The organism is Pseudomonas sp. LAIL14HWK12:I7, assembly GCF_000483465.1.
Lineage (GTDB): Bacteria > Pseudomonadota > Gammaproteobacteria > Pseudomonadales > Pseudomonadaceae > Aquipseudomonas > Aquipseudomonas kermanshahensis.
On the sequence record NZ_AXYZ01000004.1, the window covers coordinates 327,470 to 344,503 of the forward strand.

The following is a 17,034-nucleotide window of genomic DNA, read 5'->3' on the forward strand; positions in this document are numbered from 1 at the left end:
GAACCCATACATGAACACAACCAGCAGTACCGCCTACAACTACAAGGTGGTCCGCCAATTCGCCATCATGACGGTGGTGTGGGGAATCGTCGGGATGGGGCTCGGCGTCTTCATCGCCGCCCAGCTCGCCTGGCCGTCCCTCAACTTCGACCTCCCCTGGACCAGCTTCGGCCGCCTGCGCCCCCTGCATACCAATGCGGTGATCTTCGCCTTCGGCGGCTGTGCACTGTTCGCCACCTCGTATTATTCGGTGCAACGTACCTGCCAGACCACCCTGTTTTCACCCAAGCTGGCCGCGTTTACCTTCTGGGGCTGGCAACTGGTGATCCTGCTCGCGGCCATCAGCCTGCCGCTGGGCTACACCAGCTCCAAGGAATACGCCGAGCTGGAATGGCCGATCGACATCCTGATCACCATTGTCTGGGTCTGCTACGCCATCGTGTTCTTCGGCACGCTGATGAAGCGCAATACCAAGCATATCTACGTGGGTAACTGGTTCTTCGGGGCCTTCATCCTGACCGTGGCGATGCTGCACATCATCAACAACCTGGAGCTGCCGGTCAGCCTGACCAAGTCGTACTCGGTCTACGCGGGCGCCACCGACGCCATGGTCCAGTGGTGGTACGGCCACAACGCGGTGGGCTTCTTCCTGACCGCAGGCTTCCTGGGCATGATGTACTACTACGTGCCCAAGCAGGCCGAGCGGCCGGTGTATTCCTATCGCCTGTCGATCGTGCACTTCTGGGCACTGATCACCCTGTACATTTGGGCCGGCCCGCACCACCTGCACTACACCGCGCTGCCCGACTGGGCACAGTCGCTGGGCATGGTGATGTCGCTGATCCTCCTGGCACCGAGCTGGGGCGGCATGATCAACGGCATGATGACCCTCTCTGGCGCTTGGCATAAGTTGCGCAGCGACCCGATCCTGCGCTTCCTCGTGGTATCGCTGGCGTTCTACGGCATGTCCACCTTCGAAGGCCCGATGATGGCCATCAAGACGGTCAACGCCCTGTCGCACTACACCGACTGGACCATCGGCCACGTCCACGCCGGCGCCCTGGGTTGGGTGGCGATGATCTCGATCGGCGCGCTGTACCACACCATCCCCAAAGTGTTCGGCAAAGAGCAGATGCACAGCATCGGCCTGATCAACGCGCACTTCTGGCTGGCGACCATCGGCACCGTGCTGTACATCGCCTCGATGTGGGTGAACGGCATCGCCCAGGGCCTGATGTGGCGCGCGGTCAACAGCGACGGCACGCTCACCTACTCGTTCGTTGAAACCCTGGTGGCCAGCCACCCTGGCTTCATCGTGCGCTTCGTCGGCGGTGCGATCTTCCTCAGTGGCATGTTCCTGATGGCCTGGAACACCTGGCGCACGGTGCGTGCGCCCGCCACTGACGCCGCCCCTGCGAACGCCCAGCTGGCCTGAGGAGACACGCCTGATGAAACATGAAGTCATCGAGAAAAACATCGGCCTGATGGCGCTGCTGATGGTGTTTGCCGTCAGCATCGGCGGCCTGACCCAGATCGTCCCGCTGTTCTTCCAGGACGTCACCAACAAGCCGGTCGAAGGCATGAAGCCCTACACCGCGCTGCAACTGGAAGGCCGCGACATCTACATCCGCGAAGGCTGCGTCGGCTGCCACTCGCAGATGATTCGCCCATTCCGCGCCGAGACCGAACGCTACGGCCATTACTCGGTCGCCGGCGAGAGCGTATGGGACCACCCGTTCCTGTGGGGCTCCAAGCGCACCGGCCCGGACCTGGCCCGCGTGGGCGGCCGCTACTCGGACGACTGGCACCGCGCGCACCTGTACAACCCGCGCAACGTGGTGCCCGAGTCGAAGATGCCGTCCTACCCGTGGCTGGTCGCCGAGCAGGTCGACAACAGCCACACCGAAACCAAGATGCGCACCCTGCGAACCCTCGGCGTGCCGTACACCGACGCGGACATCGCCGGTGCCCGCGACGCGGTCAAGGGCAAGACCGAGATGGACGCGCTGGTCGCTTACCTGCAGGTGCTCGGCACCGCGATCAAGAACAAGAGGTGAGTGCGATGGAAATAGACATCGGCATGATCCGCGGGCTGGGCACCCTGGTGGTGATGATCGCCTTCATCGGCCTCTCGCTCTGGGTATTCAACCGCCGCCGCGACCGTGATTTCGCCGAAGCGCGCCTGCTGCCCTTCGTCGACGACCGCCTGCCCCCTGCCGGGCAGGAACCTGCTGCCAAGAGGAGTTCCGGGCAATGACCACCTTCTGGAGTACGTACATCAGCGTACTGACCATCGGCAGTTTGATCGGCCTTACCTGGCTGCTGCTGTCGACCCGCAAGGGCCAGAGTACCGACACCACCGACCAGACCATGGGCCACAGCTTCGATGGCATCGAGGAATACGACAACCCGCTGCCCAAGTGGTGGTTCTGGTTGTTCGTGGGCACCCTGGTTTTCTCGGTCGGCTACTTGATCCTCTATCCAGGCCTGGGTAACTGGAAAGGCATCCTGCCGGGCTACGACAACGGTTGGACCGGGGTCAACGAATGGCAGAAGGAAATGGACAAGGCCGATGCCAAGTTCGGGCCGATCTTCGCCAAGTACGCGGCCATGCCGGTCGAGGAAGTGGCCAAGGACCCGCAAGCCCTGAAGATGGGCAGCCGCCTGTTCGCCTCCAACTGCTCGGTGTGCCACGGCTCGGACGCCAAAGGCGCCTATGGCTTCCCCAACCTGACCGATAAGGACTGGCGCTGGGGCGGCGAGCCGGAGACCATCAAGGCCTCGATCATGAACGGTCGCCACGGCGTGATGCCGGCTTGGGCCGAGGTCATTGGCGAGCAGGGCGTGGCCGATGTGGCCGCATTCGTGCTGACCAACCTGGATGGCCGCAGCTTGCCGGAAGGGGTCAAGGCCGACCCGGCCAAGGGCAAGGAAATCTTCGCCGGCAACTGCGTGGCCTGCCACGGGCCCGAAGCCAAAGGCACCCCAGCCATGGGCGCGCCTGACCTGACTCACCCGCAGGCGTTCATCTACGGCTCGAGCTTTGCCCAGTTGCAACAGACCATTCGTTATGGTCGCCAGGGGCAGATGCCGGCACAGGCCGAGATCCAGGGCAATGACAAGGTGCACTTGCTGGCGGCTTATGTGTATAGCCTGTCGCACGGTGACGCGCCTGAAGCAGTGACTGTTAAGTAATACCCGGGGGCCGCTTTGCGGCCCATTCGCAGCGCAAGGCTGCTCCTACAGGCGATCGCGTGCTTCTTGTAGGCGCAGCCTTGTGCTGCGAATGGGCTGCAAAGCAGCCCCCACGCCCCCCCCCGCCATACCCCTCCCCTTGCACCCCCCCCTAACCGAACTAAGCTTGTTGCCTCAGTGGGCTTCGCTGCCAATCCAGCGAAGCAGACGCGGCGCATAGCCTGGTGCCGTCCGACAAAAAAGCCTGACCGATCGATCAGAAAAAGATGAAAAACGGTACACATTACAAATATTTATTTGTGTACAATCGTTCGAACCCAACACCGCTGGACACAGGTGGACGGGCTTGGACACGGGTCGGCGTACCAAAGTTGCGTTGCGGTAACCCGAGGGGTTATCGATACTGGCGCCGATTTTTCGACCAACAAGAACATCAAAACCGTGGAACCTTAGAATGAGCACAGCAATCAGTCCGACTGCTTATAACTATAAGGTCGTCCGCCAGTTCGCCATCATGACGGTGGTCTGGGGGATCCTTGGCATGGGCCTCGGCGTTTTCATCGCCTCGCAACTGGTATGGCCGCAACTGAACCTGGACCTGCCCTGGACCAGCTTCGGCCGCCTGCGCCCGTTGCACACCAACCTGGTGATCTTCGCCTTCGGCGGCTGTGCGTTGTTCGGCACCAGCTACTACGTGGTGCAGCGCACCTGCCAGACCCGGCTGATCTCCGACAGCATGGCGGCCTTCACCTTCTGGGGTTGGCAAGCGGTGATCGTCGGCGCACTGATCACCCTGCCGATGGGCTACACCACCACCAAGGAATACGCCGAGCTGGAATGGCCGCTGGCGATCCTGCTGGCCATTGTCTGGGTGACCTACGGGCTGGTGTTCTTCGGCACCATCGTCAAGCGCAAGACCAAGCACATCTATGTCGGCAACTGGTTCTACGGCGCATTCATCGTGGTCACCGCGATGCTGCACATCGTCAACCACATCTCGCTGCCGGTCAGCCTGTTCAAGTCGTACTCGGCCTACTCCGGCGCCACTGACGCCATGATCCAGTGGTGGTACGGCCACAACGCCGTGGGCTTCTTCCTCACCACCGGCTTCCTGGGGATGATGTACTACTTCGTGCCCAAGCAGGCCGAGCGGCCGATCTACTCGTATCGCCTGTCGATCGTGCACTTCTGGGCGCTGATCACCCTGTACATCTGGGCCGGCCCGCACCACCTGCACTACACCGCCCTGCCCGACTGGGCACAGTCGCTGGGCATGGTGATGTCGATCATCCTGCTGGCGCCAAGCTGGGGTGGCATGATCAACGGCATGATGACCCTGTCCGGTGCCTGGCATAAATTGCGCACCGACCCGATCCTGCGCTTCCTCGTGGTATCGCTGGCGTTCTACGGCATGTCCACCTTCGAAGGCCCGATGATGGCCATCAAGACCGTGAACTCGCTGTCGCACTACACCGACTGGACCATCGGCCACGTCCACGCCGGCGCCCTTGGTTGGGTAGCGATGATCTCGATCGGCGCGGTTTATCACATGATTCCCAAGCTGTATGGCCGGGCGCAGATGCACAGCGTCGGCTTGATCAACGCGCACTTCTGGCTGGCGACCATCGGCACCGTGCTGTACATCGCCTCGATGTGGGTCAACGGCATCACCCAGGGCCTGATGTGGCGCGCCATCAACGATGACGGCACGCTCACCTACTCCTTCGTCGAAGCCTTGCAGGCCAGCCACCCGGGCTACATCGTCCGCGCGCTGGGCGGTGCATTCTTCGCCTCGGGCATGTTGCTGATGGCCTACAACGTGTTCCGCACCGTACGCGCGGCCAACCCGGTTGAAGCAGATGAAGCCGCCAAGATCGTCGTCGTGGGAGCGCACTGATGAAGCATGAAGCCGTCGAGAAGAACATAGGCCTGCTGGCCTTCTTCATGGTCATCGCCGTCAGCGTCGGTGGCCTGACCCAGATCGTCCCGCTGTTTTTCCAGGACGTCACCAACAAACCCGTTGAAGGCATGAAGCCGCGCACCGCGCTGGAGCTTGAAGGCCGCGACATCTACATCCGCGAAGGCTGCGTGGGCTGCCACTCGCAGATGATCCGCCCGTTCCGCGCCGAGACCGAGCGCTACGGCCACTACTCGGTGGCCGGTGAAAGCGTGTGGGACCACCCGTTCCTGTGGGGCTCCAAGCGCACCGGCCCGGACCTGGCCCGCGTGGGCGGCCGCTACTCCGATGACTGGCACCGTGCGCACCTGTACAACCCGCGCAACGTGGTGCCCGAATCGAAGATGCCGTCCTACCCGTGGCTGGTCGAGAACAAACTCGACGGCAAGGACACCGCGAAGAAGATGGAAGTGCTGCGGACCCTCGGCACGCCGTACACCGACGCCGACATCGCCGGCGCGCGGGACGCGGTCAAGGGCAAGACCGAGATGGACGCCATCGTCGCGTACCTGCAGGGTCTTGGCACCATCATCAAAAGCAAACGGTGACGCTGATGGATATCGGGATGATTCGCGGCCTGGGCACCGTCGTGGTGATGGTGGCCTTCGTAGGCCTGGCGCTGTGGGTGTTCAACCCACGGCGCAAGCAGGAGTTCGACGAGGCGACCCGGTTGCCCTTCGCGGATGACCCCGAAGCCACCCGGCACGTCGAGCAAGCGCAAGCAAAAGTTTCTGGGAGCAAAAAACAATGACAACCTTCTGGAGTCTGTACGTCACCGTCCTGACCCTGGGCACCATCTTCTCACTGACCTGGCTGCTGCTGTCCACCCGCAAGGGCCAGCGCGAAGAGGTCACCGACGAGACCGTCGGGCATGCCTTCGATGGCATCGAGGAATATGACAACCCGCTGCCCAAATGGTGGTTCTGGCTGTTCGTCGGCACCATCATCTTCGCCCTCGGCTACCTGGTGCTGTACCCAGGCCTGGGTAACTGGAAAGGTATGCTGCCGGGCTATTCGTACCTGGACACCGACAAGCAGACCGAGTTTGCCAACGGCCAGCCGGGCTGGACCGGCGTGCACGAGTGGGAAAAGGAAATGGCCAAGGCCGATGCCCGCTTCGGGCCGATCTTCGCCAAGTTCGCGGCGATGCCCATCGAGGAAGTCGCCAAAGACCCGCAGGCCCTGAAAATGGGCGCACGGCTGTTCGCTTCCAACTGCTCGGTGTGCCACGGCTCCGACGCCAAGGGCGCCTACGGGTTCCCCAACCTGACCGACAACGACTGGCGTTGGGGCGGTGAGCCGGAAACCATCAAGACCACCATCATGGGCGGTCGCCACGGCGTGATGCCGGCCTGGTCCGAGGTGATCGGCGAGCAAGGCGTTGCCGATGTGGCAGCCTTTGTGGTCAGTAAGCTCGATGGCCGCACCCTGCCGGAAGGCGCCAAGGCCGATGCCGAAAACGGGCAGAAGATCTTCGCCGCCAATTGCGTGGCCTGCCACGGGCCAGAGGGCAAGGGTACGCCGGCTATGGGTGCACCAAACCTGACCCATCCACAGGCGTTCATCTACGGCTCGAGCTTTGCCCAGCTTCAGCAGACCATTCGCTACGGCCGCCAGGGGCAGATGCCGGCGCAGGAACAACTGCAGGGCAACGACAAGGTGCACCTGCTGGCAGCTTATGTGTACAGCCTGTCTCATCAGGAGCAGGAGCCTCAAAAGGCTGAGTAAGCAGGTCCGGCCTCTTCGCGGGTAAACCCGCTCCCACAGGTATCTCGCCGAGCCTGAGGGCAGCGGGGTCCCTGTGGGAGCGGGTTTACCCGCGAAGAATCCAGCACAAGCTGACCTGGATCAATTGACACCCGCCATATCACGATTCATACCACGAACCCAACGCGACTAAAGGTCGCAGTGCAACCCCTGGGTGCCATCACAGGCGTATCATGGGTCGCAGAGCGCTAGCAGATTGCGCGAGACTGCGGCCGGCATGCACTGGCCGCGGCATTTCTCCACTGCCGTGGGACTTGATGATGAGCAAGCAAATTCCGGTACATGACGTCACCCCGCCTGCCAACAAAGGGAAGGATTCCGTCGACCTCTACGCCTCCCGCGAGAAAATCTACACCCGCGCCTTCACAGGCGTCTTCCGCCGCCTGCGCATGGTCGGCGGTGCAGTACTGTTCCTGCTCTACTTCGGCACCGTGTGGCTGAACTGGGGCGGTCACCAGGCCGTCTGGTGGAACCTGCCCGAGCGCAAGTTCTACATCTTCGGCGCCACCATCTGGCCCCAGGACTTCATCCTCCTGTCAGGCATCCTCATCGTCGCCGCGTTTGGCCTGTTCTTCGTCACCGTGTATGCCGGCCGGGTGTGGTGCGGCTATACCTGCCCGCAAAGCGTGTGGACGTGGATTTTCATGTGGTGCGAAAAAGTCACCGAGGGTGATCGCAACCAGCGCATGAAGCTCGACCGCGCCCCCATGAGCGGCAACAAGTTCCTGCGCAAATTCGCCAAGCACAGCCTGTGGCTGCTGATCGGTTTCGTCACCGGCATGACCTTTGTCGGTTACTTCTCGCCGATCCGTGAGCTGGCCATCGAGTTCTTCACCGGCCAAGCCGATGGCTGGGCCTACTTCTGGGTCGGTTTCTTCACCCTCGCCACCTATGGCAACGCCGGTTGGCTGCGCGAGCAGGTGTGCGTGTACATGTGCCCCTATGCGCGCTTCCAGAGCGTGATGTTCGACAAGGACACGCTGATCGTGTCCTACGACCCGCGCCGTGGCGAAACCCGTGGCCCGCGTAAAAAAGACATCGACTACAAGGCCCAAGGCCTGGGCGACTGCATCGACTGCACCATGTGCGTGCAGGTCTGCCCCACCGGCATCGACATCCGCGACGGCCTGCAGATCGAGTGTATCGGCTGCGCCGCGTGCATCGACGCCTGCGACACCATCATGGACAAGATGAACTACCCCAAAGGGTTGATCAGCTACACCACCGAGCACAACCTGTCCGGGCAGAAAACCCACATGCTGCGCCCTCGGCTGATCGGCTATGCGCTGGTGCTGCTGGTCATGATCGGCGCCCTGGCCACCGCCTTCGCCACCCGCTCGCTGGTCGGCTTCGACGTCAGCAAGGACCGCGTGCTGTACCGCGAAAACGCCCAGGGCCGGATCGAGAACGTCTACAGCCTCAAGGTCATGAACAAAGACCAACGCGACCACGTCTACGTGCTCGATGCCGCCGGCCTGCCGGACCTCAAGCTCGAAGGCCAGCGCGAGATCCGCGTGGCCGCCGGTGACATCGTCAGCCTGCCCGTGCAGCTGTCGATAGCGCCCGAGAAACTGCCATCGACCACCAACGAAATCACCTTCATCCTCAAGAGCGCCGATGACAGCGACGCCCAGGTTGAAGCCAAGAGCCGCTTCATCGGCCCACAGATCCGCTGAGAGAGATTATCGACAATGCCTGCCGCCACCGCCGCCAGCCCTTGGTACAAGCACCTCTGGCCCTGGATCATCATCGGCATCCTCACCACCTCGGTGTGCCTGAGCCTGACCATGGTCAGCATCGCCGTGCGCAACCCGGACAACCTGGTCAACGACAACTACTACGAGGCTGGCAAAGGCATCAACCGCTCGCTGGACCGTGAGCTCCTGGCCCAGACCTTGAACCTCAAGGCCAGCGTGCATTTGGATGAGCTGACCGGCGAAGTCGACCTGCGCCTGACGGGCGACAGCGACCCGCAAACGCTGGAACTGAACTTGATCTCGCCCACCCAGCCGAACAAGGACCGCAAGGTGGCGCTAACCCGTGCCGAGGCTGGGCGCTATGTCGGGCAACTGGACGACAAGGTCGAAGGGCGGCGCTTCGTCGAGTTGCTGGGCAGCCAGCAAGGGCAGGTGTGGCGGTTGTTCGAGGAAGAGAAGGTGGAGCATGGTGTGACTCTGCAGCTGGGCGATGAAGCGTTGCTAGGCGCAGAACACAAATAATCGCGACACCACTGCCCCTGTGGGAGCGGGTTTACCCGCGAATGCGTCAGACCTGTAATCACCACTGCCTGATCTATCGCATTCGCGGGTGAACCCGCTCCCACAGGGTTCGATGCAAACCAGCTGATTTGTGTAAGGCAACAGCCCAATGACCCAACCCACCCCCTGCTACCACTGCGCTCTGCCCGTCCCCGCCGGCAACCGCTTCACCGCCGTGGTCCTCGGCGAGCCACGGCAGTTCTGCTGCCCAGGCTGCCAGGCAGTGGCCGAGTCCATCGTCGCCGGGGGCCTGGAGCACTATTACCAACACCGCAGTGACACCAGCGCCAACCCCGAAGCCTTGCCCAGGCAACTGCAGGATGAACTGGCGCTCTACGACCGCAGCGACGTGCAACAAACCTTCGTCCGCCACGCCGGCGAACTGGCCGAAGCCACCTTGCTGGTCGAGGGCATCAGTTGCGCCGCCTGCGGCTGGCTGATCGAAAAGCACCTGCGCAACCTGCCCGGGGTCACCGAAGCACGCCTGAACCTGTCCAATCACCGCCTGCTGCTGGCCTGGGACGACCACCAGCTGCCCCTCTCGCGCCTGCTCGCCGAGCTGCGCCAGATCGGCTACGCCGCCCACCCCTACCAACCCGACCAGGCCGCCGAACAGCTGGCCCGGGAGAACCGCAGCGCCTTGCGGCGCCTGGGTGTCGCCGGGCTGCTGTGGTTCCAGGCGATGATGGCAACCATGGCCACCTGGCCCGAATTCAACATCGACCTGTCGCCCGAGCTGCACACCATCCTGCGCTGGGTCGCGCTGTTTCTGACCATCCCGATCGTGTTCTACAGCTGCGCGCCGTTCTTCAAAGGCGCAGCGCGCGACCTGCGCACCCGTCACCTGACCATGGACGTCTCGGTATCGTTGGCCATCGCCCTGGCGTTCGGCGCCGGGATCTGGACCGCGATCAGCGGCAGCGGCGAGCTGTATTTCGATACTGTCGGCATGTTCGCGCTGTTCCTGCTGACCGGTCGCTACCTTGAGCGACGCGCCCGCGAGCGCACCGCGGCGGCCACCGCGCAACTGGTCAACCTGCTGCCCGCCTCGTGCCTGCGCCTGGACGTTATCGGCCGTGCCGAGCGCATCCTGCTCAGCGAACTGCAGCGCGGCGACACGGTGCAAGTCCTGCCCGGCGCGGTAATCCCCGCCGATGGGCGCATCGTCGAAGGCCGCTCCAGCGTCGACGAGTCACTGCTGACCGGCGAATACCTGCCGCAGCCGCGTCGCGTCGGCGATCGGGTCACCGGTGGCACCCTGAACGTCGAGAGCACCCTGAACGTGGAAGTCGAAGCCCTCGGCCACGACTCGCGGCTGTCGGCCATCGTCCGCCTGCTGGAACGCGCGCAGACCGAAAAACCGCGCCTGGCCGAGATCGCCGACCGCGCTTCGCAGTGGTTCTTGCTGTTTACCTTGATAGCCGCCGTGGCCATCGGCCTGTGGTGGTGGCACCTGGCCCCGGACCGCGCCTTCTGGATCGTGCTGGCCATGCTGGTGGCAACCTGCCCTTGCGCACTGTCCTTGGCCACGCCCACGGCCCTTACCGCCGCCACCGGCACCCTGCACAAACTCGGCCTGCTGGTGACCCGCGGCCATGTGCTCGAAGGCCTTAACCAGATCGACACGGTCATCTTCGACAAGACCGGCACGCTCACCGAAGGCCGCCTTACCTTGCGCAGCATTCGTCCGCTGGGCGACCTGGCCGCCGACCGTTGCCTGGCCCTGGCCGCCGCCCTGGAAAACCGCTCCGAACACCCCATCGCACGCGCTTTCGGCCGCACCGCCGCGCCTGCGGACGATGTGCAGACCGTACCGGGCCTTGGCCTGGAAGGGCTGGTTGACGGCCAGCGCCTGCGTATCGGCCAGGCCACGTTCGTGTGCGCCCTGAGTGGCGCAGAAATCCCCGGCGTGCCCGAGCCACGCGGCCAATGGCTGCTGCTGGGTGATCGCCAAGGGCCGCTGGCCTGGTTCGGCCTCGATGACCGCCTGCGCGATGACGCCCCGGCCTTGCTCGCTGCCTGCAAGGCGCGGGGCTGGCGGACGCTGCTGCTGTCGGGTGACAGCTCGCCGATGGTCGCCGAAGTGGCGGCGCAACTGGGTATCGACCAGGCCATCGGCGGCCTGCGCCCGGACGACAAGCTGGACCGGCTCAAGGCGCTGCAAGCCGCTGGCCGCAAGGTGCTGATGCTGGGTGATGGGGTCAACGACGTGCCGGTGCTGGCTGCCGCCGACATCAGCATCGCCATGGGCAGCGCCACTGACCTGGCCAAGACCAGCGCCGATGCGGTGCTGCTGTCCAACCGCCTGCAGGCGCTGGTACAGGCCTTCGACCTGGCCCGCCGCACGCGCCGCAACATCCTCGAGAACCTGCTGTGGGCGACCCTGTATAATGGCCTCATGTTGCCGTTTGCCGCGCTCGGCTGGATCACCCCCGTGTGGGCGGCCATCGGCATGTCGGTGAGCTCGCTGATCGTGGTCCTCAACGCCCTGCGCCTGACCCGGCTGCCAGGCGTGGCGGCCACCAGCAGCCACCCGCAACCCGCCACCGCCTGATCAGGAGCCGCCCATGCCAGCCCTCTATGTCATGATCCCGGCCGCCCTGCTGCTTGTCGGCGTTGCCGTGTACATCTTCTTCTGGGCGGTGGACAGCGGCCAGTACGACGACCTCGAAGGCCCTGCCCACAGCATCCTGTTCGACGACCAGGACCCGCGCCACCAGGCTGCGGTCAAGCCGGACGACAGCCTGGCCGAAGACGACAAGGAACCCCCACCCCGTGCCTGACCTGCTGCCCCTGCTCGGCTCGGCGCTGATCCTTGGCCTGCTCGGTGGCGGCCACTGCCTGGGCATGTGCGGCGGCCTGATGGGCGCGCTGACCCTGGCCATCCCGCCCGAGCAACGCGGCCGACGCTTGCAGCTGCTGCTGGCGTACAACGTCGGGCGCATTCTCAGCTATGCCTGCGCCGGCCTGCTGGTAGGCCTGGCTGGCTGGGCCGTGGCCAGCAGCCCGGCCGCCCTGGCGCTGCGGGTGGTAGCCGCGTTGCTGTTGATTGCCATGGGGCTGTACCTGGCCGGTTGGTGGAGCGGGTTGACCCGTATCGAGGCCCTGGGCCGAGGGCTGTGGCGGCATATCCAGCCAATCGCCTCGCGTTTGCTGCCGGTGTCGAGCCTGCCGCGCGCCCTGTTGCTGGGGGCCTTGTGGGGCTGGTTGCCGTGCGGGCTGGTGTACAGCACGTTATTGTGGGCTGCGAGCCAGGGGAATGCGGGGTACAGCGCGGCGTTGATGCTGGCCTTCGGGCTGGGCACCTGGCCGGTATTGCTGGCCACGGGCTTGGCGGCGGAGCGGGTCAGCAGCCTGCTGCGACGGCGCAGCGTGCGCATGGCGGGTGGGTTGCTGGTCATCCTGTTTGGCCTGTGGACGCTGCCTGGGCCACACCAGCATTGGTTGATGGGGCATTGAAGCGGGCTGCTGTGCAGCCCATCGCCGGCAAGCCAGCTCCCACTGCTACAGCACAAGCCTTGAGGCAGTGAGGCCCCTTTGGAAGCTGGCTCCCACAGCTACAGCACAAGCATTAAGGCAGTGAGGCCCCTGTGGGAGCTGGCTCCCACAGCTACAGCACAAGCATTAAGGCAGTGAGGCACCTGTGGGAGCTGGCTTGCCGGCGATGGGCCGCTCAGCGGCCCTAAAGGCTCTTGATACAAATCAACACAGATTCCTACAGACGGCCATAGACTCCGGACACTGCTCGCTCTATCCGGGGACCGCCCACATGCTCGACGACCTACGTTGGGACACCGACCTGATCCGCCGCTACGACCTGGCCGGACCACGCTACACCTCCTACCCGACCGCCGTGCAACTGCACAGCGAAGTGGGCTCGTTCGACCTGCTCCACGCCCTGCGCGAGAGCCGCCGGGCGGTGCGCCCGTTGTCGCTGTACGTGCACGTGCCGTTCTGCGCCAACATCTGCTACTACTGCGCCTGCAACAAAGTCATCACCAAGGACCGTGGCCGCGCTGCGCCCTACCTGCAACGCCTGGAGCAGGAAATCCAGCTGATCGCCTGCCACCTGGACCCCAAGCAACGGGTCGAGCAACTGCACTTCGGCGGCGGCACGCCCACCTTCCTCAGCCCCGTGGAATTGCGCCAGCTGATGGCCACCCTGCGCCAGCACTTCAACCTGCTGGACGATGATTCCGGCGACTACGGCATCGAAATCGACCCACGCGAAGCCGACTGGTCGACCATGGGCCTGCTCCGCGAGCTGGGCTTCAACCGTGTCAGCTTGGGCGTGCAGGACCTGGACCCGGCCGTGCAGCGGGCGGTCAACCGCCTGCAGAGCCTGGAGCAGACCCGCACCCTGATCGAGGCAGCGCGTACCCTGCAATTCCGCTCGATCAACCTGGACTTGATCTACGGCCTGCCCAAACAGACCCCGGAAGGCTTTGCCCGCACGGTCGAAGAGGTGATCCGCCTGCAACCCGACCGCTTGTCGGTGTTCAACTACGCCCACTTGCCCGAGCGTTTCATGCCTCAGCGACGCATCGACAACAATGACCTGCCGAGCCCGTCAGCCAAGCTCGAAATGCTGCATGCCACCATCGACCAGCTGACCGCCGCCGGTTACCGCTACATCGGCATGGACCACTTCGCCCTGCCCGACGATGAGCTGGCCATGGCCCAGGAAGAAGGCACCCTGCAACGCAACTTCCAGGGCTACACCACCCACGGCCATTGCGACCTGGTCGGCCTGGGGGTGTCTGCCATCAGCCAGATCGGCGACCTCTATTGCCAGAACAGCAGCGACCTCAACACCTACCAGGACAGCCTCTCCAACGCCCAACTGGCCACCCAGCGCGGCCTGCTGTGCAACCACGACGATCGCCTGCGCCGGGCTGTGATCCAGCAGTTGATCTGCCATTTCGAACTGGATTACGAGCCGATCGAACAGGCCTTCACCATCGATTTTCGCGGCTACTTCAACGACCTTTGGCCAGAACTGCTGACCTTGCAGCGTGATGGCCTGATCAGCCTGGACGACAAGGGCATCCGCATCCTGCCCGCCGGCCGCCTGTTGGCGCGCTCGGTGTGCATGGTGTTCGACGCCTACCTGGCGATGCAAAACCGCCAGCGCTTCTCACGGGTCATCTGAAAAGCGAGACGTTCAACCGCATGGACAAGTGGGCTTGTGCGGCACACTATGGGTACACGAAAGGCCTCGACGCGCACCCGCCGAGGCTTCGCCAGCACGCACCACAATAGCGCACGCTGGCCTACAACCTACGCCGTGAGTTACCCTTACGTCTTATGTGTGCTTTCCCACAAGGATCGATTGAAAATGTCCGAGCCAGTTAAACTGCGCCCACATACCCAGGCCCATTGCAAGGATTGCAGCCTGGCCCCCCTGTGCCTGCCTCTTTCGCTGAACCTGGAAGACATGGAAGCACTGGATGAAATCGTCAAACGTGGACGGCCGCTGAAAAAAGGCGAGTTCCTGTTCCGCCAGGGTGACAATTTCGGCTCGGTCTACGCCGTACGTTCCGGCGCCCTCAAAACCTTCAGCCTCAGCGACAGCGGCGAAGAGCAGATCACCGGCTTCCACCTGCCCAGCGAACTGGTCGGCCTGTCCGGCATGGACACCGAAGCCTACCCGGTGTCGGCCCAGGCCCAAGAGACCACCTCGGTGTGCGAAATCCCCTTCGAACGCCTCGACGAACTCTCGGTGCAATTGCCGCAGTTGCGTCGTCAGCTGATGCGTGTGATGAGCCGCGAGATCCGCGACGATCAGCAGATGATGCTGCTGTTATCGAAGAAAACCGCCGACGAACGCATTGCCACCTTCCTGGTCAACCTGTCCGCACGCTTCCGCGCACGTGGCTACTCGGCCAACCAGTTCCGCCTGAGCATGTCGCGCAACGAAATCGGCAATTACCTGGGCCTGGCGGTGGAAACCGTGTCGCGGGTCTTCACCCGCTTCCAGCAAAACGGCCTGATTCGCGCCGAAGGCAAGGAAGTGCATATCCTCGACCCGATTCAGTTGTGCGCGCTGGCCGGCGGTGCAATAGAGGCCTGAGCTTTTGTTAACGGGTATACTGGCGCCATCGTTTTTCCAGGATACCCGCAACAATGCATAGCGAAGCCTTCGACCTCAAAGCCCTGATCCGCCCGGTAGTGGACTTCCCCAAACCGGGTGTGATCTTTCGCGACATCACCCCGCTGTTCCAATCCCCACGCGGGCTGCGCTATGTCGCCGACCAGTTCATCGAGCGTTATGTCGAGGCTGAGTTCAGCCACATCGGTGCCATGGACGCGCGCGGCTTCCTGATCGGTTCGATCATCGCCCACCAGCTGAACAAGCCGCTGATCCTGTTCCGCAAACAGGGCAAGCTGCCGGCTGACGTGCTGAGCGAGGGTTATCAGACCGAGTACGGCGAGGCCTTCCTCGAAGTGCATGCCGACAGCCTGTGCGAAGGCGACTCGGTGTTGATTTTCGATGACCTGATTGCCACTGGCGGCACCCTGCTGGCGGCAGCCAACCTGGTGCGTCGTACCGGGGCTCAGGTATTTGAAGCGGCAGCGATCATTGACCTGCCGGAGCTGGACGGTTCGCGCCGGCTGCAGGCTGCGGGTGTGCCGACCTTCTGCCTGACCGAGTTTTCCCTCAGCGAATACTGAGTGCATTGCAGCCATCGCTTTTTGTAGGAGCAGCCTTGCGCTGCGAAGAGGCCAATGACAACGAGGCTATTTTCGTTGCCATTACCGGCCTCTTCGCAGCACAAGGCTGCTCCTACAGACCGCGCGTAGGTCTTTAGAGCGAAATCGGCCTGCGCCCCGCAAAGGCATGGGCCAATGTCCCGCCATCCACCAGCTCCAGCTCGCCACCCAGCGGCACACCGTGGGCAATGCGCGACGCCACCAGGCCTTTCTCGTTCAGCAACTGCGCGATGTAATGCGCCGTCGCCTCCCCTTCCACCGTCGGGTTGGTCGCCAGGATCACCTCGGTAAAGGTGCCCTGCTCCTCGATTCGCGCCATCAGCTGCGGCACGCCGATCGCCTCAGGCCCCAGGCCATCGAGCGGCGACAGATGCCCCTTGAGCACGAAATAGCGGCCGCGGTAACCGGTCTGCTCCACCGCATACACATCCACCGGCCCTTCGACCACACACAACTGCGTGTCGTCACGGCGCGGGTCGGCGCACTGCGGGCAGAGTTCCTGCTCGGTCAGGGTGCGGCACTGACGGCAATGGCCAACCCCTTCCATGGCCTGGGTCAACGCCTGAGCCAACCGCAGGCCGCCGCTGCGGTCACGCTCAAGCAGCTGCAGGGCCATGCGCTGGGCGGTTTTCTGGCCGACACCCGGCAGGGTGCGCAAGGCATCGATCAGTTGGCGGATCAGGGGGCTGAAGCTCATGTAGGCAGGCCTGCAAGTCGGGGGAACAGAATGAACAAGGGAGCAACGGCCCCAAGGCCGTTGCTCCCCATTTGACGCAAAAGGTGAATCAGAACGGCATTTTGAAGCCTGGCGGCAACTGCATGCCAGCGGTCATGCCGCCCATTTTTTCCTGGCTGCTCTGCTCGACCTTACGGACCGCATCGTTCAGTGCGGCAGCGATCAGGTCTTCGAGCACTTCCTTGTCGTCTTCATCGGTCGACATCAGGCTTTGATCGATGCTGACGCGCTTTACGTCGTGACGACCGGTCATCACCACGCTCACCAGGCCGCCACCGGATTGGCCGGTCACTTCGGCGTTGGCCAGTTCTTCTTGCATCTTGGCCATTTTTTCCTGCATCTGCTGGGCCTGCTTCATCAGGCCGGCCATGCCACCTTTCATCATGGGGGTATACCTCGATTGGGTC

At 63.5% G+C, this 17,034-nt stretch carries 18 protein-coding genes; 16 read left to right on the forward strand and 2 right to left on the reverse strand.

The window, feature by feature from the left end:
* Window positions 1-10 precede the first annotated feature (10 nt).
* From ccoN (D886_RS0105435) to D886_RS0105510, 16 genes are all read left to right on the forward strand, one after another.
* Window positions 11-1,435: a cytochrome-c oxidase, cbb3-type subunit I gene (ccoN, locus tag D886_RS0105435; protein ID WP_027592920.1), complete on the forward strand. Its 1,425-nt coding sequence runs from the start codon at window positions 11-13 to the stop codon at window positions 1,433-1,435.
* Between the two features lie 13 nt (window positions 1,436-1,448).
* Complete coding sequence (ccoO, locus tag D886_RS0105440) at window positions 1,449-2,057, forward strand: cytochrome-c oxidase, cbb3-type subunit II (protein WP_027592921.1); 609 nt, start codon at window positions 1,449-1,451, stop codon at window positions 2,055-2,057.
* A gap of 5 nt (window positions 2,058-2,062) precedes the next feature.
* Window positions 2,063-2,257, forward strand: coding sequence for a cbb3-type cytochrome c oxidase subunit 3 (locus D886_RS0105445; RefSeq protein ID WP_027592922.1), 195 nt, complete (start codon window positions 2,063-2,065; stop codon window positions 2,255-2,257).
* Complete coding sequence (gene ccoP, locus D886_RS0105450; RefSeq protein WP_027592923.1) at window positions 2,254-3,195, forward strand: cytochrome-c oxidase, cbb3-type subunit III; 942 nt, start codon at window positions 2,254-2,256, stop codon at window positions 3,193-3,195. Before D886_RS0105445 ends, ccoP (D886_RS0105450) begins: the two co-directional genes overlap by 4 nt.
* A gap of 454 nt (window positions 3,196-3,649) precedes the next feature.
* A complete protein-coding gene (gene ccoN, locus D886_RS0105455) occupies window positions 3,650-5,092 on the forward strand; it encodes a cytochrome-c oxidase, cbb3-type subunit I (protein ID WP_027592924.1) in 1,443 nt (480 codons plus the stop codon).
* On the forward strand, window positions 5,092-5,700 hold the full coding sequence (gene ccoO, locus D886_RS0105460; protein WP_003254286.1) for a cytochrome-c oxidase, cbb3-type subunit II: 609 nt from the start codon (window positions 5,092-5,094) through the stop codon (window positions 5,698-5,700). The genes ccoN (D886_RS0105455) and ccoO (D886_RS0105460) overlap by 1 nt, the downstream gene beginning before the upstream one ends.
* Before the next feature lie 5 nt (window positions 5,701-5,705).
* Window positions 5,706-5,903, forward strand: a complete 198-nt coding sequence (locus tag D886_RS0105465; protein ID WP_027592925.1) for a CcoQ/FixQ family Cbb3-type cytochrome c oxidase assembly chaperone — start codon at window positions 5,706-5,708, stop codon at window positions 5,901-5,903.
* Window positions 5,900-6,880 (forward strand): cytochrome-c oxidase, cbb3-type subunit III, encoded by a 981-nt coding sequence (gene ccoP / locus D886_RS0105470; RefSeq protein WP_027592926.1) that lies wholly within the window; start codon window positions 5,900-5,902, stop codon window positions 6,878-6,880. Before D886_RS0105465 ends, ccoP (D886_RS0105470) begins: the two co-directional genes overlap by 4 nt.
* 299 nt (window positions 6,881-7,179) lie before the next feature.
* Window positions 7,180-8,595 (forward strand): cytochrome c oxidase accessory protein CcoG, encoded by a 1,416-nt coding sequence (ccoG, locus tag D886_RS0105475; protein ID WP_027592927.1) that lies wholly within the window; start codon window positions 7,180-7,182, stop codon window positions 8,593-8,595.
* A gap of 15 nt (window positions 8,596-8,610) precedes the next feature.
* A complete protein-coding gene (locus tag D886_RS0105480) occupies window positions 8,611-9,138 on the forward strand; it encodes a FixH family protein (RefSeq protein WP_027592928.1) in 528 nt (175 codons plus the stop codon).
* 148 nt (window positions 9,139-9,286) lie between these two features.
* Entirely contained in the window at window positions 9,287-11,731 is a 2,445-nt protein-coding gene (locus D886_RS0105485) for a heavy metal translocating P-type ATPase (protein WP_027592929.1), read from the forward strand.
* Window positions 11,732-11,744: 13 nt separating this feature from the next.
* Entirely contained in the window at window positions 11,745-11,960 is a 216-nt protein-coding gene (gene ccoS, locus D886_RS0105490) for a cbb3-type cytochrome oxidase assembly protein CcoS (RefSeq protein ID WP_027592930.1), read from the forward strand.
* Window positions 11,953-12,636 (forward strand): sulfite exporter TauE/SafE family protein, encoded by a 684-nt coding sequence (locus D886_RS0105495; protein ID WP_027592931.1) that lies wholly within the window; start codon window positions 11,953-11,955, stop codon window positions 12,634-12,636. Before ccoS ends, D886_RS0105495 begins: the two co-directional genes overlap by 8 nt.
* A 310-nt stretch (window positions 12,637-12,946) precedes the next feature.
* A complete protein-coding gene (gene hemN, locus D886_RS0105500) occupies window positions 12,947-14,329 on the forward strand; it encodes an oxygen-independent coproporphyrinogen III oxidase (protein WP_027592932.1) in 1,383 nt (460 codons plus the stop codon).
* Window positions 14,330-14,515: 186 nt separating this feature from the next.
* Window positions 14,516-15,250 carry a Crp/Fnr family transcriptional regulator FnrA gene (gene fnrA / locus D886_RS0105505; RefSeq protein ID WP_027592933.1) on the forward strand — a complete coding sequence of 245 codons (735 nt, stop codon included), beginning with the start codon at window positions 14,516-14,518 and terminating at the stop codon, window positions 15,248-15,250.
* 53 nt (window positions 15,251-15,303) lie between these two features.
* Entirely contained in the window at window positions 15,304-15,852 is a 549-nt protein-coding gene (locus tag D886_RS0105510) for an adenine phosphoribosyltransferase (protein WP_003254303.1), read from the forward strand.
* Window positions 15,853-15,985: 133 nt separating this feature from the next.
* On the opposite strand, the gene recR is transcribed toward D886_RS0105510, so the two are convergent.
* Window positions 15,986-16,588, reverse strand: coding sequence for a recombination mediator RecR (gene recR / locus D886_RS0105515; protein ID WP_027592934.1), 603 nt, complete (start codon window positions 16,586-16,588; stop codon window positions 15,986-15,988).
* Window positions 16,589-16,676: 88 nt separating this feature from the next.
* Window positions 16,677-17,012, reverse strand: a complete 336-nt coding sequence (locus D886_RS0105520; RefSeq protein WP_008093501.1) for a YbaB/EbfC family nucleoid-associated protein — start codon at window positions 17,010-17,012, stop codon at window positions 16,677-16,679.
* Window positions 17,013-17,034: the final 22 nt, after the last annotated feature.